The sequence below is a fragment of the Brevibacillus brevis genome (assembly GCF_900637055.1).
Taxonomy (GTDB): Bacteria; Bacillota; Bacilli; order Brevibacillales; family Brevibacillaceae; genus Brevibacillus; species Brevibacillus brevis.
In genome coordinates, this window is the sequence record NZ_LR134338.1 from 4682188 (window position 1) to 4702800 (window position 20613).

19 protein-coding genes are annotated in these 20613 nt (G+C 47.8%); 3 read left to right on the forward strand and 16 right to left on the reverse strand.

The window, feature by feature from the left end; translation table 11 throughout:
* Positions 1 to 2 precede the first annotated feature (2 nt).
* Complete coding sequence (locus tag EL268_RS22505; protein ID WP_106654685.1) at positions 3 to 2009, reverse strand: serine hydrolase domain-containing protein; 2007 nt, start codon at positions 2007 to 2009, stop codon at positions 3 to 5.
* 142 nt (positions 2010 to 2151) lie between these two features.
* The gene (locus tag EL268_RS22510) at positions 2152 to 2568 is read right to left on the reverse strand and encodes a VOC family protein (protein ID WP_106654684.1); all 417 of its coding nucleotides are present in this window, start codon (positions 2566 to 2568) and stop codon (positions 2152 to 2154) included.
* A 167-nt stretch (positions 2569 to 2735) separates the two neighbouring features.
* Here EL268_RS22510 and EL268_RS22515 point away from each other — a divergent pair, with 167 nt between their 5' ends.
* Positions 2736 to 3473, forward strand: a complete 738-nt coding sequence (locus EL268_RS22515) for a cyclase family protein (protein WP_106654683.1) — start codon at positions 2736 to 2738, stop codon at positions 3471 to 3473.
* A 74-nt stretch (positions 3474 to 3547) separates the two neighbouring features.
* Here EL268_RS22515 and EL268_RS22520 read toward each other — a convergent pair whose 3' ends face one another.
* Positions 3548 to 4579: a LacI family DNA-binding transcriptional regulator gene (locus EL268_RS22520; RefSeq protein WP_106654704.1), complete on the reverse strand. Its 1032-nt coding sequence runs from the start codon at positions 4577 to 4579 to the stop codon at positions 3548 to 3550.
* Positions 4580 to 4916: 337 nt separating this feature from the next.
* Between EL268_RS22520 and EL268_RS22525 the strand changes: the two genes are divergently transcribed.
* Positions 4917 to 5969 carry a 2,3-butanediol dehydrogenase gene (locus tag EL268_RS22525; protein ID WP_106654703.1) on the forward strand — a complete coding sequence of 351 codons (1053 nt, stop codon included), beginning with the start codon at positions 4917 to 4919 and terminating at the stop codon, positions 5967 to 5969.
* Between the two features lie 219 nt (positions 5970 to 6188).
* Here EL268_RS22525 and EL268_RS22530 read toward each other — a convergent pair whose 3' ends face one another.
* From EL268_RS22530 to EL268_RS22540, 3 genes are all read right to left on the reverse strand, one after another.
* Positions 6189 to 7034 carry a BRB family alpha/beta fold macrolide esterase gene (locus EL268_RS22530; protein ID WP_106654682.1) on the reverse strand — a complete coding sequence of 282 codons (846 nt, stop codon included), beginning with the start codon at positions 7032 to 7034 and terminating at the stop codon, positions 6189 to 6191.
* 383 nt (positions 7035 to 7417) lie between these two features.
* Positions 7418 to 8899, reverse strand: coding sequence for an ABC transporter ATP-binding protein (locus tag EL268_RS22535; protein ID WP_106654680.1), 1482 nt, complete (start codon positions 8897 to 8899; stop codon positions 7418 to 7420).
* Positions 8896 to 9618 carry an energy-coupling factor transporter transmembrane component T gene (locus EL268_RS22540; RefSeq protein ID WP_106654679.1) on the reverse strand — a complete coding sequence of 241 codons (723 nt, stop codon included), beginning with the start codon at positions 9616 to 9618 and terminating at the stop codon, positions 8896 to 8898. Before EL268_RS22540 ends, EL268_RS22535 begins: the two co-directional genes overlap by 4 nt.
* A 181-nt stretch (positions 9619 to 9799) precedes the next feature.
* Between EL268_RS22540 and EL268_RS22545 the strand changes: the two genes are divergently transcribed.
* Positions 9800 to 10774: a helix-turn-helix domain-containing protein gene (locus EL268_RS22545; protein ID WP_106654678.1), complete on the forward strand. Its 975-nt coding sequence runs from the start codon at positions 9800 to 9802 to the stop codon at positions 10772 to 10774.
* Positions 10775 to 10833: 59 nt separating this feature from the next.
* Here EL268_RS22545 and EL268_RS22550 read toward each other — a convergent pair whose 3' ends face one another.
* The 10 genes from EL268_RS22550 to EL268_RS22595 all read right to left on the reverse strand — a co-directional run bounded on the left by EL268_RS22550 (position 10834) and on the right by EL268_RS22595 (position 20613).
* Complete coding sequence (locus EL268_RS22550) at positions 10834 to 11409, reverse strand: uridine kinase family protein (protein WP_106654677.1); 576 nt, start codon at positions 11407 to 11409, stop codon at positions 10834 to 10836.
* Positions 11409 to 11810 (reverse strand): DoxX family protein, encoded by a 402-nt coding sequence (locus EL268_RS22555; protein WP_106654676.1) that lies wholly within the window; start codon positions 11808 to 11810, stop codon positions 11409 to 11411. Before EL268_RS22555 ends, EL268_RS22550 begins: the two co-directional genes overlap by 1 nt.
* 150 nt (positions 11811 to 11960) lie before the next feature.
* Positions 11961 to 12464: a tellurite resistance TerB family protein gene (locus EL268_RS22560; RefSeq protein WP_048031763.1), complete on the reverse strand. Its 504-nt coding sequence runs from the start codon at positions 12462 to 12464 to the stop codon at positions 11961 to 11963.
* A gap of 142 nt (positions 12465 to 12606) precedes the next feature.
* Positions 12607 to 13989 (reverse strand): TraB/GumN family protein, encoded by a 1383-nt coding sequence (locus EL268_RS22565; RefSeq protein WP_106654675.1) that lies wholly within the window; start codon positions 13987 to 13989, stop codon positions 12607 to 12609.
* A 184-nt stretch (positions 13990 to 14173) separates the two neighbouring features.
* Entirely contained in the window at positions 14174 to 14956 is a 783-nt protein-coding gene (locus EL268_RS22570) for an ABC transporter permease (protein ID WP_106654674.1), read from the reverse strand.
* The gene (locus EL268_RS22575) at positions 14953 to 15906 is read right to left on the reverse strand and encodes an ATP-binding cassette domain-containing protein (protein WP_106654673.1); all 954 of its coding nucleotides are present in this window, start codon (positions 15904 to 15906) and stop codon (positions 14953 to 14955) included. The genes EL268_RS22570 and EL268_RS22575 overlap by 4 nt, the downstream gene beginning before the upstream one ends.
* 12 nt (positions 15907 to 15918) lie before the next feature.
* Positions 15919 to 16728: an NAD(P)H-binding protein gene (locus EL268_RS22580; RefSeq protein ID WP_106654672.1), complete on the reverse strand. Its 810-nt coding sequence runs from the start codon at positions 16726 to 16728 to the stop codon at positions 15919 to 15921.
* 19 nt (positions 16729 to 16747) lie between these two features.
* Positions 16748 to 17647 (reverse strand): helix-turn-helix transcriptional regulator, encoded by a 900-nt coding sequence (locus EL268_RS22585; protein WP_106654671.1) that lies wholly within the window; start codon positions 17645 to 17647, stop codon positions 16748 to 16750.
* A gap of 137 nt (positions 17648 to 17784) precedes the next feature.
* Positions 17785 to 19254, reverse strand: a complete 1470-nt coding sequence (locus tag EL268_RS22590) for an S-layer homology domain-containing protein (protein WP_232030000.1) — start codon at positions 19252 to 19254, stop codon at positions 17785 to 17787.
* Positions 19255 to 19416: 162 nt separating this feature from the next.
* Positions 19417 to 20613: a DUF418 domain-containing protein gene (locus EL268_RS22595; protein WP_106654669.1), complete on the reverse strand. Its 1197-nt coding sequence runs from the start codon at positions 20611 to 20613 to the stop codon at positions 19417 to 19419.

Consider the following 20613-nt stretch of genomic DNA (forward strand, 5'->3'; position numbering starts at 1 on the left):
CACTAAAATAATTGGTCTGCGAACCGAGATAGTAACGCAGCCGCTTCTTTCCTTACCATCAGTTGCTCTGATTTATAGTCGAAACTGCCATCTCTGCCTTTCACCACTTCTGGTCCGTATAATCCTTTTGCCACTACGAAATGGACTCCCTCTAAAGCCCAAGCATCTGTCCTACCACTCAACTTGGCTTTTTTCGGCTCTGCATGAAGATAGCCAAATGCCATGCGCCATACGATGGTTGCTGCTTCTTGACGCGTCAATGGCTCGTTCGGATAAAATTTGCCATCAGCAGATGCTTTTAGTAAACCTAACTCGTAAGCTGCTTGAATTTCCCGCGCATACTTGTTGCCTGAAAGATCCGTGTAAATCGGTTTATGCTTTGATGGGGCAATGCCACTCCACTTGATGAACCAGCCAACAAACTCTCCTTTTGTTATCTGTTGTTCGGGCGAAAAGCGATTGTCTCCTTCCCTATCAGCAAAGACACCGATCTGGCTCAGGTGATAGATATAGGACGCATATGGATGGTCATTCTCCACATCCTGATAACGTTGCGGCTCAGGCATTTTTTCTGCCCAACTATCTGATTTTAAATCGTAATAGAAAGCCTGCACATCTCCGTGATCGTTCAGCTTAAAAGCAGCTTTAATACCTTGTTCATCCTGGAATAAGAGTGGCTCCACCTCATATAGGACATGTTCTCCCAGCGGGTCTTTTACAATGAGTTTGCCGCCTTCAGCACGTATACGAGTCGTCCACATCCGGTTTCGCAAATCGCTGTATGTCCCTTCAAACTTCGTGAGTTCTTGTTTCGCTAACGCAAACGCTCCCCTTTTCTGCTCATTTTTCGGGTAGTAATGATCCATAAACGCTTCAATCAAAGGCTTACGAATTTCGAAGTCCTTATTGACTGTAACAAATACTCCCACTTTTTCTTCCGGGATCAACCACATCCCGGTATGGTATCCTTGTAAATCCCCTGCTTTTTCAATAACATAATGTCCATTGTAATTTTGCTGGTTGGCATATTCGAAACCAAGCGCCATGTTATTCAGCTTTGGATGCACGGAAAGATGAGGTCTCTGCATTTCTGCCGCCGTTTCTTCTTCCATAATCGTCGCATTCCCAAGCTTTCCTTTATTGAGATGAGCAATCATGAATGCAGCCATATCAGAACCAGTTGAGAGCATTCCACCATCAGGAAGCTCAGTTGGTACCGTTGCATAAGTCGGGATCGGCTGTCCGATAAGATTATAAGGTACAGCCAACTCTTTGACTATTGATGGTGTAAGTCGAAAATCACTATTTTCCATGCCAAGCGGCTTAAAGATGCGTTCCTGCACGTATTCTCCAAATGGTTTTCCTGCTACTTGTTCTACAACATAACCTTGAATGGTGAAGCCGAGGTTGTCATATCTGTAAAACTCTCCTGGCTTGCGAATGACATTTGGGAGATTGTCCATAACGTATTTCTTTAAAGAAACCTCCCGTTTCAAGTCGGTTGTTGAAGAGTCAGAAGTGTCTCCATAGTCAAATCCAGTGGCGTTCATTAACAGATGTTCCATTGTTAGAGGAGTGCCTGTCTTATTCGGAATCCGGACACCCCCCATATATGCGGATACATCTTTGTTCAAATCTATTTTCCCTTGCTCCGCCAACTGCATAACGGCTGTAGCTGTAATAACCTTGGATACTGACGCTACACGGAATACGGTGCGATCAGGATCGACCGGAATCTTCTTCTCTACATCCGCATATCCATACCCTTTTTTAAAAAGGACCTTGTCTCCTTTTACAACGACAAACGCAGCTCCTGCCATGTTGTTCTTAATTTCAGACCGGTTAAAAAATTCATCTGCAAATTGCTCTACCTCTCTCGGATCATCCGGCCCAGATACAGAAGATGCGAACACTTTGGTTGGAGAAACAACTCCGCTTACAAGGCTGACGCTCATAGTAGTTACAAGTACAGTCGCCATTAATGTCTGTAACTTCAAACACATTTTCATAAGATTGCTCCTCTCCATTCCCTTTTTCCTTCTCAAGAAGAGTAAACGACCAATCTTAATCGCATTTCTATACAACCTTAATAGAACATGAATTTTTTGCTTGTTCATGCAAAAACCCCTGATTTCTCAGGGGCACGATTCTCTATTCTGTCGATATCTGTCTCCTATCCATATACAGCACATTCCACCGATGACCATCCAAATCAGCGAAGCCCGCCCCATACATCCCCGGACCATGCTCCCGAGGCTCACTGAAAACAGTGCCCCCAGCGTCTATCACCTTACCCACCAATTCATCCACTTCTTCCCTGCTCTCGGCATCGATCGAAAACAACACTTCCGTTCCGCGCTTCGTATCTGCCAGCTCATTTTGCGTAAACGATTGGAAGGCTGCCTCCGGGAAAAGCAGCACCAGGAGGTTTTTCTCACCAATCAACAGGCCCGCTACATCCTTGCTGTTCTCATGGCGAGGATGAAAAGAGAATCCAAGTGCGGCAAAAAACGATTTGGACTTTTCGAGGTCCTTGACGGGCAAATTGATCCAAAGCTCTTTTGTCATGGGAAGTTCTCCTTTGCATTTCGGGTGGATGATACTCTTGCTATTTTTCCTTAAACTATCCATTCATATTATTGCGATATTGACACTCGGAATTAGAACCGATAAAGTATTGGATAAACTTGGTTGTACAAGCGCGAAAATTCAAAAAACAGTAATGAGGTGGGCACATGGCAAATGACTTGATTCAAGCAATTACCCTGTTAAAACAAAAAGAATGGGTAGATCTCACGCACACATTCGGTCCGGAGTCTCCACACTTCCACGCCTTTGACGCCGCCGAATTCCAAACGCTGTTCACACATGACGATGGCTTCTTTGCCCAGCGCTTCTCTTTTCCTGGACAGTACGGTACGCACTTGGATGCACCGATTCACTTTGTGCGCAACAAGCGTTATCTGGACGAGATCGAACTGAAAGAACTCGTATTGCCGCTTGTCGTCATCGACAAATCAAAAGAGGCAGAGGCCAACAACGACTATTCGCTAACCGTGGAAGACATCTTGCATTTTGAAACCGAGCATGGTCAAATCGAGAGCGGCTCCTTCGTCGCCTTGCGCACAGATTGGAGCAAGCGCTGGCCAGATGTGGAAGCCTTCAACAACAAGGATGCAGATGGCAACAACCACGCTCCTGGCTGGTCATTGGAGGCTTTGAAATTTTTGTTCGAGGAAAGACAAATCAAAGCAGTCGGTCACGAAACCTTCGATACGGATGCGACGATCGATTACCGAAAAAATGGAGCGCTTTTGGGTGAATATTACGTACTCGATCAAGACACCTATCAAGTAGAGCTGCTCAAAAATCTCGATAAGCTCCCGGCAAAAGGTGCTGTCATTGTAAACATTACGCCAAAGCCTGAAAAAGCCTCCGGGTTTCCTGTTCGTTCGTTTGCCATATTACCTTAAAGCCAAAGCCGAGTAAACGCCAGGCATCATCACCGATCGCCTGTCTTTCACTCGGCTTTTCATCTAAAAATCCCCTACGTATCCAACGAGGATTTACGGATAACCGCCACACTGGACTCCCTTACAATCAGCCGCGGCTCGAACTGTACGCGCTCGTACGCTCCTGCCCCCTGCTCTCGAATCCGTTTCAGCAAAAGCTCAGTCGCCAGCCGCGCCACCTCTTCCCCCATGATCGAAACAGAACTGATCTGTGGAGTCGTAATCGTCGTCCACACATTGTTGTCAATTCCTACGACCGCGACATCTTCTGGCACGCGAACGCCGAGCTCCTTGAACCGATTCACGATCCCGATTGCCACCATGTCATTGACCGCATAGATGGCGTCCGGCATGTTTTTTAGGCTAAAAAAGTAATCCGCAGCACGAAGGCCCGTCTCAAACGAGAAGTCCTCGCCAAAATACACCAGCGAAGGATCGACGTGCTGAAGCGACGCCTCATAGGCAAAATACCGCTCCTCGATCTTGTCCTTCGGCGCACCTGCATAAGCGATTCGCGTGCGGCCAATTTTGATCAGATGCTCCATGACGAGCCGGCCTTCCTGACGGGCCATGCTGACTACATCTGCTTTCACATTGTCTTCGAGCTTTTTCCCATAGTTAATAATCGAAACTGGAACACTCGCTTTGTTAATCATCTGGACCAACGTCTTCGGATAGGCGAGCGGCATGATAATCAGCCCGTCTACATGCAGCTTTTTGACCTCACGCACGGTCTCAAGCTCCATTCGGGCATTTCCTGCTGTATTAATTTGTACGACGCGGTAGCCATGCTGCTTGGCCGCTTGCTCGACCGACCAGGCGATATCCGGAATGATCGCATTGCGAATGTCAGGGACAGCCAGTGCGATTTGATAGGTTTGGCGCACCTTTAGACTTTGCGCAGAAGTGTTCGGAATAAAGCCCAACTCATCGATCACCTGTAAAATCAACGCTTTTGTCTTCGGACTGATTCCCCCGCTGTCATTGATGGCCCTCGATACCGTTGCGATTCCTACGCCCGCCTTCTTCGCTACGTCTTCTATTGTCACTTTATTTTTTGTATCCAACGCCTTGCTTTCCTTTCCATATCGGAATCGTTTTCTATGTTTCCGAGCTAAAATATGTTTTCCTACCGCTATTATAGCATACACAAAACCAATGGTAACGAGGCGTGAGCAAAACATGGCAGGCAACTTCGCACCTGTTGCACAACACGGATACATCTTCTCAACGTAGCTAGAATCAACATCCTCTCCTCAACCGATTGCACACCACCCCCAACTCTTGCCTAGGAAATCAAATTGACAAGATGCCAAACTTATGACATATTATTTTTCGGAAACGTTTCCTATTTTACTTGCTGAATTTCATATAGAAACCAAATCGAACGAGGAGATGGCAGATATGAAAGCGTTACGTTGGCACGGTTTGAAAGACCTCCGATTGGAAACCATTTCGGAACCGATTGCGTCCAAAGGTAAAGTGAAAATCAGAGTTGAGTGGTGCGGTATTTGCGGAAGCGACTTGCACGAATACGTTGCTGGCCCGATCTTCATCCCACAGGGAGCTGAACATCCGCTTACAGGCGAAAAAGCCCCGATCGTAATGGGGCATGAATTTTCCGGACAAGTGGTGGAAATCGGGGAAGGCGTAACCACTATCAAGGTTGGCGATCGCGTCGTCGTCGAGCCGGTTTTCGCTTGCGGAACCTGCGCTGCGTGCAGACAAGGCAAATACAATCTTTGTGAAAAAATGGGCTTCCTCGGTCTGGCCGGCGGTGGCGGCGGCTTCTCGGAATACGTGGCTTGCGATGAACACATGGTTCACAAAATCCCAGACAGTCTCTCTTATGAGCAAGGCGCTCTTGTGGAGCCATCTGCCGTAGCCCTTTATGCAGTCCGTTCAAGTCAGTTGAAAGCAGGTGACAAAGCTGTCGTATTCGGTGCCGGTCCTATCGGCTTGCTTGTCATTGAAGCACTGAAAGCAGCAGGTGCTGCTGAGATTTATGCTGTGGAGCTGTCCCCCGAACGCAAAAACAAGGCAGCTGAGCTGGGCGCCATCGTCATCGATCCGAAAGAATACGACGTCGTCCAGGAAATTCACAAACGGACAAATGGCGGCGCAGATATCGCCTTTGAAGTCACAGGCGTGCCTCCTGTCCTCACGCAAGCCATCGAATCTACCAAAATCGCTGGACAAATCATGATCGTCAGCATCTTCGAAAGAGAAGCACCAATCAAGCCAAATCACATCGTCATGAAAGAGCGCAACATGACAGGTATCATCGGCTACCGCGACGTATTCCCTGCCGTCATCAGCCTGATGGAAAAGGGCTTCTTCCCGGCAGACAAGCTGGTCACCCAACGCATCAAGCTCGACGAGATCGTGGAGCATGGTTTTGAAGCACTGCTGAAAGAGAAAAACCAGGTGAAAATTCTCGTTAGCCCGAGAGCATAAACGAAAACGATTCCATATTGATTGTGGCTGTTTCCCCACAAAAGGAAATACGCCATTCCCGCTACAAAAAAACGGAGGGAAAGCAGGAGTGATTCCTGTTTTCCGCTCCGTCTTTTTTTGCTACTAATTAACCTTGCTGCCTGGGTGGAGCCAGCGCGATCTCGCGAATGTTAAGACCACTCGCTCATCCGCTTGCTCTGCGAAGAGAAGGAAGTGTAATTACGCTTCCTTTTCTTGTGTATGCTTCAAAATCGCTTCGATGACGACCTCCCAATCCCCATGAGGAAGCTCATGCCCTGTCCCTTCCAACGTGAGCAAGACTGCTCCCGGAATGGTGTTCGCAAGATGTAATGCATGCGCGAAAGGGATAAGCAAGTCTTCTGTACCGTGAATCACGAGAGCTGGCACAGCGATTTCCGCTGTCCGCAACAAGTACGGTTCACTGGCCGTCACAAAGGCGTGGTTGAACTTACTTGCATAATGGTTGCTTCTGGCGATATCGATTTGGGCCAATTCACGGACGCGCTGCTCGTCAAAAGGATGCTTGGAACCACTGAGAACTTTCCAACTCGCGACCGCCGCCCCTAACGCCTCCTGCTCATCCTCCCAGTTGATCTCCCCCATCTTGCTGAAAAACTCCATCAGCTTCTCATCGATTGGCGGTAGGCCGGGAGCAAAATTCGAGGATGCGTGCAATGTGATCGTTCGAACTCTTTCGGGATGTCGCAAGGCGATGATTTGCGTCAACATTCCGCCCATTGACATCCCGGCGATATGCGCCTGCTGTACGCCGTATGCATCCAGGACATGAATGGCATCATCCGCCATATCTTCAAACGTGTATCCCGGACGGCCAACCTCATAAGTCGTGGAGCGTCCAACATCCCGATTATCAAAACGAATGACAAAGCGTCCAGCGTCGGCTATTCGCTGACAAAATTCTTCCTCCCACCAAAGCATGGACGTTTGAGCTCCCATAATCAGCAAAATCGCCGGATCTGTGGGCTTCCCAAAGCTTTCCGCACATATTTCCACACCGTTCACTTTTAAGATCTGTTCTGCCATTGTATGTTTTCCTCCTCAACGAACTGAAATAAAAAAACACAGGCTAGGCTGCCTGTGCTTACGTCATCGAAAAAGGAAGAAGAAACGAAAACCAAGAACATCAGATACCAGTATCTGATCGTACAGGATTGGTTCCATTCTCTTCGCAGATCATGCAAATAGAGGAGGTCGTCACGCTTGCCTTCCTCACTCTCATTTGCCCATGATTCAATTGGGTTACCGTAGCGGCAATCCATTTTTCGATTCGTATGCACACAACATAGCCTTTTCTCACTATTTCATCGATTGTGTTGTGCGAATAAAGTATCGAAAAATTAATTTGCCACACGTAACCCTCCGTCCCTGATAAGTTGTGACCATCCTACCACATGCTTTTTCATCTGTCAACGATTGGCAGTTTCAATCGTTGTTCGTATCCCTGGCTCCGCAAAAATCGTCTCCACATCTCGGGTATGCCTCAGCTCAACCACTTGATCACATGCCAGCTTGGAAAGAATCTGGTCATGCGTAATAATGACGACCGTTTTGCCTGCCTCGGCCAGCTTTTTCACCCATGCGGCTACCTTTAGCACTCCATCGCCGTCAAGTCCGCTTGTCGGTTCATCCAGCACGATCAGTTCTGCCTCGGAGCAATAAGCGGCTGCCATCGTGACCCGCTGCTTCTCTCCACCGGATAATGACGCAGGATGCCGATCGCGAAGCTCGCGCAAACCGAAAGCATCCATCGCTTCATACACCTTTTCGCGGAGCTCTTCATTCAAAATTTTTCCCAACACGATTTCGTTCCCGACACTGTCTGCGTAGAGCTGGTAGTCCGCATCCTGCATCACCAAATAGCTCACAGCTCGTCTTTTGCTGGCGGACAATTTACGACCTTGGCGGACAATCGTTCCTTTTCGCTCACGAAGAAGACCGCATAAAATTTTGCATAGTGTCGTCTTGCCCGTACCGTTCTCTCCAGTCAACGCTGTTACGCTCCCCTGTGGAAGCGAGATGTTGATATCGGTGATTCCGTCGTTTTTCTTTTTATAAAAATAGCTAAGCCCTCTTCCTTCCACCATGGATTCGGACATCTCTGGCTGCTCACGTTTCTTCGCTGTCTCGGGAAGCGTCATGTCAGGATGACGCAGACCGTACACACGCACGTCATCATGAGACAGCTGGCAAAACTCGTCCTTCGTCCACGTCCGTGCGATTTTGCCATTTTCCATGCAGACAAACAAATCGACAACGGGTAGAAAGGGAACTAGCCGATGCTCGCTGATGAGCAGAGTGGTACCATTTTGCTTGAGCTTGCTTAAGATTTCAATCAGGTTTTGTGTAGAGGAAGCGTCCAGATTCGCAGTAGGCTCATCCAGCAAAAGAAGTGGCGGTGTCAAAACGGATGCGGCTGCTATAGCCACTCGTTGCTTTTGCCCGCTGGACAGTTTATGTAAAGAGGTATCGAGCAAGTGGGAAATCCCGAGCTGGCTGGCCTGCCTATCCATCCGGTTTCGAATCTCGTCTGGTGCCATGCCGATGTTTTCTGCGGAAAACGCCAGCTCATCCCGGACGGTTTCCATAAAAAATTGGCTGCGGGGATCTTGAAATACGACGCCCATGAGCCGGGTACGTTCCTCGGGCAGCATGCTCGCAGGACTTTTTCCGCCCACGCTTACTTCACCCGTGAGACGTCCGGCATAAAAATTGGGTGCGAGACCATTGACCAGCCTCATAATCGTACTCTTGCCGCAGCCGGACCGCCCACATAGCACGACACAATGTCCAGCTTTTACAGATAAGCTGATATTTTTCACGCCTGTCTCCGTGTCATGTCCTCCATCTTCCTGACCATAATGAAACGTGACATCGTTCAGCTCAATCACGAAATCATCCCTCCCGTCCAGTAAATTGCCGAGCCGATCAGCGCATACACCCCGACGACGATGCCATCCATGGTCTTGAAGCCAACTGGATAGATAGAGGTCCGCGCGTTTGTGCACTCGATACCGCGGAGCTCAGCAGACGACGCCAGTTCTGACGACAGCTTCAGGCAGCGGACGACCAACGGCATAAAAAAACATTCGTAGGCCATGGCCGGATGCTTATATACACTGTACCAATGCGGAAAAATCCCTCTGGCGCGGATACCGTCACGAATCGCTTTCATTTCCAAAATGACTACAGGGAAAAAACGGATCAAAATACAAATCATCACCAAAATCGGTTTGGGGACATACATCTTCTCAAAGGCACTCATGATACTGCCAGGAGGCGTATAGATCAGAACCGTGCCGATCATGATGACAGGCATCATTCTCACCATCGTGTAGACAATGAGCTTCATCGTTCCCAATGCCAACGCATTCGGCATGAAAAACACAAAAGCCATGCACACGCAATAGAACACGACCAGTTGAAACGCCTTTCTGGACAGGTGATTCCATACCAAGTACACTACACTTAGTGCCACCAGTAAATGCACCTGCATATCATCACGAACGGTCATGGCCAAAATACTCGCTATTACCAGCACCAACAGATGCGTTCTAGGACCGAGACGTCTCGTACGAGTTGTTTCTTTTTTATATGCTTCTTCCTTCATTCGATAGACACCCCTACAACCAAGATCACACACAACCTTATTAAGGGGACAAAGAGCACGTAGCATTCCCCCTTACAAATCGTAATGATAATGATGATCACAATCTCTAGCAATACGACAGGTAGACATACGTCTTTTCGTGGTATGTTTTCGTCCGATCACGGCATGGGTGGTGACTATAATGAAAGATATTTTGACAGAACTACATACGCCGTGTTTAATGCAATGCGGCTTTTATCCTGACGACGACCACGGTCCATACAATCGCGAGGGTCTTTGCTTTTCTGTTTTGCCAGAGAAAGGGCAGGGGAGCTACTGGACTTATACGCGCGACAACCTGTTTTCGATTTCGATCCATGATTTCGTCTTTTACGAGGATTTGTTTCTGGAGTTCCAGCAACCCAAGTACCTGAGCTTCAATTATTACGATTCCGTCTCTGGAGAAGAATTCAACCCGTATAAACGCTTGTCAAGCGGCTGCATCCGCGTCCATATCGGCTATAACAATATGTATCGGGCCAGTTACCGCAAAAACATTCCCATTCGCTCGACGGCTATTGAAATCATGCCGGAGTATTACGAGGATTATTTGAAAAGCAAATATCCAGTAGAGTATAAGGACCTGCGCTCGTCCTTTATTGCAGTAGATGGAATGACGAATTTCGCGGAGCTTGTTTTCTTGCTCAGACAGATACGGAATTTTCGGGGAACGGGAATTGCCGCAAAGCTGTACTACGAGGGGAAAGTCGCAGAAGCAGTATCACTGATCGTGGAAAAGGCCAAAGCACACAAAAAAACGCATCCAACCAAAAGCATATCTCGGCAGGATTTGGACGGCCTGACAGCTGTGACCGCCTACATTGACGATCACTTCGCCTCCGAAATACACTTGGAGCACCTCGCCCGGATTGCCTGCATGGGACTCACCAAGCTGAAATACACCTTTAAGCAAGTGAACCAATGCACCATTACCGAATATATTCAAAACAAGCGAATGAATCACGCCGAGCAACTGCTTACGAACACCGATTTACACATCAATCAGATTGCGTATATCGTGGGCTACCACAACTCCAGTCGCTTCTCCCAGCTGTTTCGCAAGAGCACCGGGCTGTTGCCCAACGAATACCGGAGATTCACGGTTACAACCAAATAGGATCATGGAAAAAGCTGTAGCCGGAAAGTGGCTACAGCTTCTTTTTGAGTAGTTGTTGATCACGGGGTTCCATCAATAATGAAGTCCGCTCTCTTATGCGGTTCGTGTTGCTCTCGGTACAAATCTTCTGCCACCATCCATTGATTTTCCCATAGATCACGGGCTGCTTCCCCGTCTCGCTCAAGCCCTCTCAACAGCCTCGTGCTTCTTGGTGTCTCGATCCAAATCGTCAGATCGTAATGCGTGGCCAGTTCCCTTCGAATCGCGTATACTCCTTCCACGATTACAATTCCTCCGACCGGAACGGCGTGCCACTCGGCTAATGTGTCCGTCTCCCAATCATACCGTTGATAGCGTCCCGTTTTTTCCTGGAGGAGCGGTTCCAGCACTTGGCTAGCCAGACGCTCCCAGTCAAAATCCGCCCCTATCGGTTTGTTAGCGGGCTTTGTGTCGATTCGCTGCGAAGACGGCAAGTAGAAATCATCCATGTGAACAATCGTCACGTCATCGCAAGCCACTTTTATTTTTTCAGCCAAAGTGCTTTTCCCAGCGCCTCCACCACCATCAATCCCAATGAGCAGTGTAGTGCTCTTCTTCGAGCGTTGCGCGATTGCGTCTAGCAGTTGCCCGAACATCACTTTTCCCCTTTTGCAACAAAAAGCAGTTTTCGCACCTGCTCATCCCGCAGCCACAATCCGCCCCACATCAAAATCGCGAGGTAGACAGCAAACAGCGTATGGGAAAAAAGTGGCGCATCTACACGGATCTGGGTAGCAATGACTCCACCGAAAAATCCAGTCAACAGAAGTGCGCCTAAAACTGCTGTCCGTGGTATTGCATACAACACCGTTGATACAAGGGCGAGAATGCCGATCACGCCAATGTGATGCTCCGCATAGCCGAGTACGAGGGTTCCCTCTACGACAGGAGCAGGCTGGATGAGTTTGAATACACCGTCAAAAAGCATAAAAAGAATGACAAGTCCGCTCATAATCCGTGCAATCCACAGACGGGTTTTGGAAATTTGACTCCGCATGGGGGTCCCACCTTTCATTTTTTTCCTAAACAGATCGTAGCACAATCAAAGCGGAGACATTTCTTCTGTATTGCTCATTTGAGGGTCTGTCTTTTTCTAAAAACGAAAAAAACCTTCTCAAATGAGAAGGTTCTGAATTCGTATCAAAGATTAAACAGGAAGTGTAACTCTGTAACCTGGTTGGTTCTTTGGATGGTTTTGATTCACGAACACACCACGGTCATTTTTCAACACGATTACTTCAAAGAATGGACGGAAACGATCTTCCGAAATACCAAACGCAGTCAAGAACTTGCCAAACAGCTCTTGCTCTTCACGCTCAGGTTGGCCATCTGCCAGGGAGGAATCGATCAGGTTAACCAGGATGCACATTTTTTGAGCATCTGTGAGCAATGGCGTTACTTCGCTCAGGAATTTCTCGATAGAGTTATTGCGTGTATATTTCATTGCGTTATCGAGCAACTGTCTGTTATTCGCACCTACACCAATCACGCCGTTGCTTTCTTCACCGCCCAATACAGCGAGCAATTGACCGATTTCCTCGTGGTCCATTTCTCCATCCGATTTCATCATATAGAGCAAGGAACATGCGAATCCAAAATGAGGGGTCATTTCTTCCCCTTTGTCCGTCTTAAACATATCAAACAAGCCCACGCAAAATACCTCCTATGTATGCCAAGATAGTATAATTTTACTATCAACTGGAGAATGTTAGCAACAGTTGCCCGGGTAAGCATTTTTTCGGTAAACAAAAAAGAAGTGCCAGCATTCGCGCCGACACTTCCTATTCTAGCTCTTATTGCAATTGTTGGACGTTATAGCCCTTGGCTTTCAAATGATCGATAACCATGCCCTTCATTGAAAAGTGGGCTGCACCTACTACGACAAAAGAAGTCGTTTCCCCTTCTTTCTCCAACACCTCTGCCAGTTTAATAGCCATGTTTTTGTCCCGCTCACCGAGCAGACGCTGATTCACTTCGCCTTCACCGAAATCGCCATGCGTCGTCATGATTTGGGTAAAGCCATTCAGATCGCCTTCTACCCACTCTGTCTGCATGTCTTTTAATAGCTTTGTGCTTTCCTCCAGCCCTTTTTCGGCCATAGCGCTATCTAAAATGATGTTCAATTCTTTCTCCTGCTGTTCTGCCGGTACACCTGACAGCAAGTCCGCTTGCAGCTTAATGCCTTCCAGCTCGTTGATCGGCTTCTCATCCAGCATCGCCTTTGTCAGGAAGTACCTGTCGATGCCGGATAGCATCGCGAACTGAACATCCGTATCGCTGTCTACGTAGCCGAGCGTTGGCACAGACAAAGAAACCGCAAACGGCTTGTAGGCGTCAAAAGAATTGGCTGGCAGTTGCAGCTTGGCAAGCAATTTTTGCACCTTTTGGTACGTCTCAGCAGATACATGATCCTTCAGTGTCGTGCCATCCGTGTAAACCATCTTTTGTGTTAAATAGTCACTGTCACCGTTGATAATATCGGCTTCCACCCACAGTTCATCCGACTCTTCATACGCTTCCCGGATGTCTTTTTGCATCGGGTACATATCTGCGATCCCCATGTGAATCGAGCCAAGCAAGTACATGGTATTTTTGCCGTTGGTCACTTTCCACATGAGACCTTCGGCACCGCCGCCCACTGTATCGAATGCGAACTCGACCAGTCGGCTCGCCAGCACCGTCGCTTGTTCAACCGTACTTGGCTGATTCAGCTCGAGACCTGCGCTTGTCCCTTTGACCAAGCCTTTTTTCTTCATGTAGTCAATCGGGTTGTCCCCGGTCATTTCGAATGCTGCTGGCAGTTCGTAGTTCGCCAGGAGTTTGTACAAAGAAGTAATGACTGCTTCTCTCGTAATGACCTTATCAGTTGGAAAGGACAAGGAAGCGTTCTTTTTCTTCAGTCCCAGAAGATCCAGCTTTTTCGCTGTTCCTTCCATCAAGGTGATAAACTTGTCAGCAGGAATCGATTGCTGAAAAGAACCTTCTTCATACCACGCCAGTGGAAAAATTCCGTATTTCTCCCCTTCATTCAACGTTGTTACCGACCAAGGGCTGATTGCGGGAGCTACGGGAGTCTGCCCATGAACAGGGAACACATACCCTAGCAAAAGCGCCAAACTGAGTGCACCCGTACCCGCCCAGCGAGTCAGTTTGCTCCAACGTTTGTTTAGTTTCATGAAACTTTCCCCTCTCGATTCTAAGCTGAATGATTTTTACTATTCTATCTTAGTGGTAGATTATACCACAACTTTCTGGAAGAGATAACCGAATGATAGAAAAGAATAGAAAATACGACCATTTTCACTATAAATAAAAAGCATCGACATTGATCGTCGATGCTTTCCCTATGAATCCTTGAAGTTACCGATTTGACTTGGTCAAATACAGACGCATCGTCAACGGAGCAAATATGACAATCAGCAACAGACATAATCCGATCCCGACCATCACATCAGAAACATTTGCTGTTCCCCCCATCAATCCTCGAACCGTCCCTACCGCAATACTGATCGGGTTAAGATTGACGATCGTCCCCATCCATTTGGGCATGGTGGAAGAATCTACGAAGATCGTGCTGGCAAAAAGCAACGGGTACACAAAAAACATACTTGAACCCGATACTGTCTCCGGTCGCTTTGCCAAAATACCGATCATGGAAAAAATCCAGCTCACACTAAAGGCGAAGAAAATGATAAACAAAATAGCAAGTGTCGCACCGACTATGCCGCCTTCTGGGCGAAACCCAAGCAGCATTCCTGTCCCAAAGGCGACGAGTATGGCAATCGTATAACGCAAGCCATCTGTCAGCAATGGGCCGATGACAGACGCTGGCTGCCAAAAGGGCATGGTACGAAAACGGTTATACACACCCTTCGCAATATCCTGGCAGATCGTCGTCCCGCTATAGACCGTCATCGGAATGATCGTCAACACAAGAACACCTGGCAGAAAAAACTGGAGATACGCTGCGGTAGAACCAGCGATGGCTCCACCGAACAAATAAGTAAAAATAAGCAACATAATCACAGGTGAGAGGATAGCGTCCATGCAAAATGTGAAAAGGTTGTTCTGTGTGTTCTGCCATGTGCGCCACATAAAGATGCGGATCGCCGCAAAGGTACTGAGCGTATGAGTTGCGTTCATGAGATGGCCTCCTTCTTTTCGCCATGCGTCAGGGCCAAAAACACCTCTTCCAGACTCGGGTCACTCAGGGAAAAATGCTCGATGGAAACATCATTAGCCAGAAGCATCCCGATTGCTTGATTTGCCAGACTCGCTTCTTTTACCGGGACTCTAAAACAATACGGGTCATCTTGATCTGGATAAATCGGCAACCGAAGATCTTCTTCCAAAAGACGGCTTATCTGTTCCTTGTTCAGATGTTCGGTCAATCGAATCGTCAACGTCTTTCCTCCCACCGAGGCTTTTAACTGCTCAGGTGTCCCTTCTGCAATCATCGTTCCTTTATCGATCACCGCAATCCGGTCTGCTAATTGATCGGCTTCTTCGAGATATTGGGTCGTTAACAGCACAGTAGTGCCTGATTTCAAAAGCGTACGGACGACTTCCCATACTTGTTGCCGACTTTGCGGGTCGAGACCCGTGGTTGGCTCATCCAGAAAAATAAGCTCCGGCTGTGTGAGGACACTAGCGGCGATATCTAACCGCCGCCGCATCCCTCCAGAATAGTTTTCCACCGTACGATCCATGGAATCTGCAAGCCCAAAGGTATCAAGCAGCTCACTTGCTTTTGTACGGGCTTCCCTTGCAGAGTAGCCAAACAATCTGCCAATCAGGATCAAGTTTTGCAATCCGGATAATCCTTCATCCAGGGCAGCAAACTGTCCTGTCAGGCTTATTTTCTTGCGCACAGCCTGCGCGTTTTTCACGATATCGCATCCGCCTACCAACGCCGTTCCTCCGTCTGGCGCAAGGAGCGTGGAAAGCATATGGATGGTGGTCGTTTTTCCAGCGCCATTCGGGCCGAGCAAAGCGAACAGCTCCCCTTTTTTTACATGTAGGTCAATTCCTTTGACCACCGCATGATCCCCGAACGATTTCCTGAGATTCATCACTTCAATGGCATATGACATGACAGCCACTCCTTATCCAAAATAGCTTTTATGTTCGGATGCCCATTCGGCAAACGTTCTTGCAGGCTTTCCGGTCACTTGCTCCACCGTGGACAAGACCGTGTAGCCCACTTCAGGTGGATTTTTGCCCATGGCTACGAAAAATTCGATATCTCCCTCTTCGTAACCCTGATCTCTCCAATTCTGTCGCGCCTGTTCCTCCGTAAGCTCTTCAAATCGTATTTCTCTCTCCAAAATTTTCGAAATGATCTGAACTGATTCAATACGTGTAATCGCCTCTGGGCCGGTTAGATAATAGCTTTGCCCATGGTGGCCCGATTCCAGCAATGCCACCACAGAAACACTCGCGATATCTGCTTCGTGTACTTTAGCGCTTAAGGCATTGCCAAAAGGCTCTCGCACGACTCCCTCCAAACGAATCGATTCCTGCCAATCGACAATCGCATTGGACATGAATTCCACAGGCTTCAGGAGCGTCCATTCCATCCCGCTGTTTGCCAGTGCTTCTTCCACAGGCCCTTCGGTGTCGCTCACCAATACGGACACGCGCTTCACGCCTGCTCTTTCCGCCATTTCGACTACCTTCGGATCGGTTTGAAAAGTGTAGCTCGAAGCAATTAAGTGCATAGCCGTTACACCTTGCAGTGCCGCTTCCAAGCTTTCCGGGATAGCAAGGTCCCCTGCCACAACCTCTACTCCTGCCGGCAGGTCGGCTTTTTCCGGATTTCGCGAAATGGCACGCACCTTGACTCCTTTTTTCAAAAGCTGATCCACCACATGTCTCCCTACCGTACCTGTTGCACCCGTTACTAAAATCGTCATTTTGTGCATCCTCCTCGAATTATTGGTAGCGTTGCTGAATCTCTTTAATCTCTTTTAAGACGTCTTCCTTTAAGTCGTCAGGGGAAATAATCTCCACCTTTGATCCATAACTTAATACGACTGAAACCGCGTAGTCTCGTTTATAAAAAACTTTGTGCAAATCGATATGCGTACCGTGATGCGTGCATTCTCCCGGGAACTGCTCCAGCACACGCAGCCCTACGGACGGATCAAAACGCAGATGTGCAAGTGTCCCTTCAAAGTCTTTCGTTTCTTCTTCGTCCTGGCTTGTCTGGTCTTTTCTTGGTTGAAAACTGACTTCTGTCACCTCAAGCGCGGTAATCCTGGAAAGGCGAAAAATTCGATTGGCCTTACGCAACAAGCAATACGCCTGAAGATACCACGCTCCACGCTCCCAAAATAGGCGGAGCGGCTCTACTCGTCTTTCTGAGACCGTACCTGATGCACTCCTATATGAGAAAGTCGTGACTTGATTTTGGTGGATCGCCTCTGAAAGCGGGTGAATGGTGGCCTTCTCATCTTCTACCGTACTCAGGTTAAAAATGATCGATTCGTTATTTCCCTCATTCAGTAAAGCAGGTTGCAGACTCCCCAGCTTCTGAACCAGCGTCGTATATTTTCCTCCGATAGCTCCTTCCGTACTTTTTAAGAGATTGTATATGACCGAAAAGTCTTTCACAGAGAAGTGCTGCTTCGTTAGGAAGAAACCTTCCATGAGCTCGAATCCACCATCTGCTCCCGTAAATGAAACGACGGGAATGCCAGCTTGATTTATTAACTCAACATCACGATAAATCGTTCGAACAGAGACCTCAAATCTGGCTGCAAGCTCTGTTGCTGTCACCCGTTTTTTCGTCATCAACTCTATCGTGATGGCAAGTAATCGATCCAGCTTCATCTGTTTACACTCCTCATGTTCAGCACCTATTCGGTAACTGTCATCATCATAATGCACGAATCCTGACATCATGTGTGTCAGGATTAAAAAAAATCACCCTCTTATTTTACAGGAGGGTGAGTCCTTTTTCGAAATCGTTACTTCATGGATGCTTCTTCAATTTCTTTATACGCCCAATGACCAGGTACGACATCCGGCCATCTTTGCGGGCCAGCCTGGTTCTGCGGCACGCGATTCAGCACGCGATTGAGAATCGTTACGGCTTCGGCACGAGTCAGTGCTTTCTCTGGCTGGAAGGTGCCGTCCGGATAACCTGTCATGTAGCCTTTTGCAACAACCGCTGCAATGATTGGAGATGACCAGTGGTCTCCCCTCACATCAAAAAAGGCAGTGCCCCCTCCCGCACCTTGCAAGGCCTTGTACTTATAGATGACCGCGGCTATTTCCGCTCGGGTAATGTTGGCCGATGGACGGAATGTGCCATCTGGGTAGCCGCTCATCATACCCGCTGCACTTGCTTGATGAATCGGATTTACTGCCCAGTAGTTGTCGGCTACATCGAAGAACCTACCCTTATTCGCAGAAGACTGGCTCACCATTTCAGCGTTCAGTAAAATGGCAGCCATCTCCGCACGTGTCACCGTGCGATCCGGTTGAAACGTTCCGTCTGGATAGCCATTGATATAGCCACGTTGACTCTTACTTTTTATATTGGTTGCAGGGAGAACCACTTTCTTATCTGTAGGGCTACCGCCAGTGAAAAAGATGGTTGTCGGCGTGTTATAGGAACCCTTTCTACTGTCTTTATCCCGATCCCGGCCTCTGTCTCGATCATCATCCTCTAGATTTCTCCATGCTTTTCTCAAATCGTACAGAGCGTCATCTACTTCAGACTGCGTAGCATGTGGATCGTCAATGACATCCCACGCATGTTCAAGCGCGTCTTCCAATTTGCGCCAGCTCGATCTGGTGTAGTCGTCTTCATCCAAGTCTTTGTCCTCAATCTCTCTGGCTTTGGCCCTCAGCTCTCTTTTATAGACCGCGTCATCTTGGCTCTTCAGATCTTGTCTCGCTTTGATCAGTTTCTCAAGGGCAACATCTACGACAAGCTGACTCGCATGCGGGTCATCCAGCACAAAGTAAGCCTGCTCTAGTCTATTCTGCAGCTCTTTCCAGCTGGCCCTCGTGTAATCTTTTTCTTGCAGTTTTTCTACTGCAATTTCCTCTACTTTCGTTTGCAGTTTACTCTTGTCGACTGTACCTGCCTGCTTCTTCAGCCCTTCTCTTGCTATGACTAACACGGACAAGGCACTATCAATTTCTGCTTGGGTGACATTTGGCTTCGTCAGTACGGCTTTTGCAGCATCCAACGCATATACAAGCTTGCTCCAGCTGTCGGGCGTATATTTTTCCTGGATTAAATTCTCGGCGTTAATTTCATTGACTTTTCCTTGTAAGTGACGAAGATCTACAGTGGACTCTACCGCGGCAGGTGTTTCCTCTGTACTTGCTGCTTGGCTCACAGGCACGAATATGGATGCTTGGAAGATCAAGCAAAAGAGGCTAAAGAAAACAAGACTCGTTACTGCTCTTCGAAAACGTCCCAATTCCCATCCTCCGTTCTTTACGATGACCCATCCGATCATCTTTTTCCAATCATTGACATTATATGATGGAGACCGCTAAGAGGATTCATATTTTTAGAGGCCACGAACCAAACAAAAACCAAGTAGCCGATTGAACAGCTGCTTGGTTTTCGTTGTCTGATGCTATGCGGAAATAGGTTTTTCTGAAGGTTGCTTTGTCTTGCCGGAGAATGAAAGATTCGTCCACATACGCAATAGTCGTTCCACTGGGCCATAACGGAACCTTTTTAGATACAGCGGGCTTAAGAAAAGCTGTCCCGCATAAATCAAGATTGCTAATCCGCAGCCAGCCAATACCCCGATCTGTCCGAACCATCCGAGTCCATAGCCATAGAAGATCGTCGTACAAATGACGGTTTGTAAAAGGTAATTCGTTAAGGAGAGTTTACCCACGGCCTGAAACCTTGGCAGCCATTTTGATTCCGTGCTTCTCGAAAAGAACCAAACAAAGGCGAAAATGTAACCGATGGCAAGGATGGTTCCCCCCGATATCTCACCGATGCCACTCCACCAGCTTCCTGGCAGATACACATGTAGTGCTTTTAACAAAAGCCCTGCTGGCAGGAAGATCAACATGTTTCGGAGATACGAGGTTCGTTCTTCCTCTGTCTTCTCGAACCACCTGCACTTCGCAGCATACATCCCAAAAAGGAACATGGGTGCGCTCATAAGCGGCGTAATCAATAATAAAGTAAATATCATGTATTCTGGCAAACCAAGCGGATCTTCACTGCTTCTGTGATGCACAATCTCCTCGTATGTGCCCGTGCCATAGACAGTCATGGTTTTGACCACATAAGCTTCCATACGGACAGGATCGGTAATACTCGCAGGATCATTCGGATCATCTGGGACAAGCCCCATTAAGCTGATGAGGCAGAGTAAGATGATCCCCCAAATAAGCAGTGTTTTCGGTTTACAGTTCATGAACAGTAACAGAAAGAAGCCCATCATGCCATAAAACGCTAAGATATCCCCTTCCCAAAGGAAGTACGAATGAAGCAAACCAAGTCCGATCAGCATCAAAAACCTGCGGGCAAGGTAACGTTTTTGCCTCAAACCTTTGGCAGCCAAGCTTTGCTGCATCTTGATCATGCCAAAACCAAACATGAAGGTAAAAATCGGCATAAAGCTGCCTTCCACAAATATTTTCACAAGCTTATAAACAGTCATTTCATAATCGGGGAGGGCGTATAAATCCAATTCTTGGCTTCCCCAAATCCCATACTGGAAAATCAGCATATTCGCCAACAAAATTCCTACTAAACTAAATCCCCGCAAGCCATCGATGATGCGTACGCGATTCTGCTTTAGCTCCAT

Bases quoted from the DNA above. Each gene is read 5' to 3' on its own strand.
- EL268_RS22510 (WP_106654684.1), bottom strand. From the start codon at position 2,568: ATGACAAAAGAGCTTTGGATCAATTTGCCCGTCAAGGACCTCGAAAAG.
- EL268_RS22570 (WP_106654674.1), bottom strand. From the start codon at position 14,956: ATGAACGCAACTCATACGCTCAGTACCTTTGCGGCGATCCGCATCTTT.
- EL268_RS22515 (WP_106654683.1), top strand. From the start codon at position 2,736: ATGGCAAATGACTTGATTCAAGCAATTACCCTGTTAAAACAAAAAGAA.
- EL268_RS22505 (WP_106654685.1), bottom strand. From the start codon at position 2,009: ATGAAAATGTGTTTGAAGTTACAGACATTAATGGCGACTGTACTTGTA.
- EL268_RS22530 (WP_106654682.1), bottom strand. From the start codon at position 7,034: ATGGCAGAACAGATCTTAAAAGTGAACGGTGTGGAAATATGTGCGGAA.
- EL268_RS22545 (WP_106654678.1), top strand. From the start codon at position 9,800: ATGAAAGATATTTTGACAGAACTACATACGCCGTGTTTAATGCAATGC.
- EL268_RS22580 (WP_106654672.1), bottom strand. From the start codon at position 16,728: ATGACGATTTTAGTAACGGGTGCAACAGGTACGGTAGGGAGACATGTG.
- EL268_RS22575 (WP_106654673.1), bottom strand. From the start codon at position 15,906: ATGTCATATGCCATTGAAGTGATGAATCTCAGGAAATCGTTCGGGGAT.
- EL268_RS22540 (WP_106654679.1), bottom strand. From the start codon at position 9,618: ATGAAGGAAGAAGCATATAAAAAAGAAACAACTCGTACGAGACGTCTC.
- EL268_RS22585 (WP_106654671.1), bottom strand. From the start codon at position 17,647: ATGAAGCTGGATCGATTACTTGCCATCACGATAGAGTTGATGACGAAA.
- EL268_RS22595 (WP_106654669.1), bottom strand. From the start codon at position 20,613: ATGGAGCTAAAGCAGAATCGCGTACGCATCATCGATGGCTTGCGGGGA.
- EL268_RS22565 (WP_106654675.1), bottom strand. From the start codon at position 13,989: ATGAAACTAAACAAACGTTGGAGCAAACTGACTCGCTGGGCGGGTACG.
- EL268_RS22525 (WP_106654703.1), top strand. From the start codon at position 4,917: ATGAAAGCGTTACGTTGGCACGGTTTGAAAGACCTCCGATTGGAAACC.
- EL268_RS22555 (WP_106654676.1), bottom strand. From the start codon at position 11,810: ATGCGGAGTCAAATTTCCAAAACCCGTCTGTGGATTGCACGGATTATG.
- EL268_RS22550 (WP_106654677.1), bottom strand. From the start codon at position 11,409: ATGTTCGGGCAACTGCTAGACGCAATCGCGCAACGCTCGAAGAAGAGC.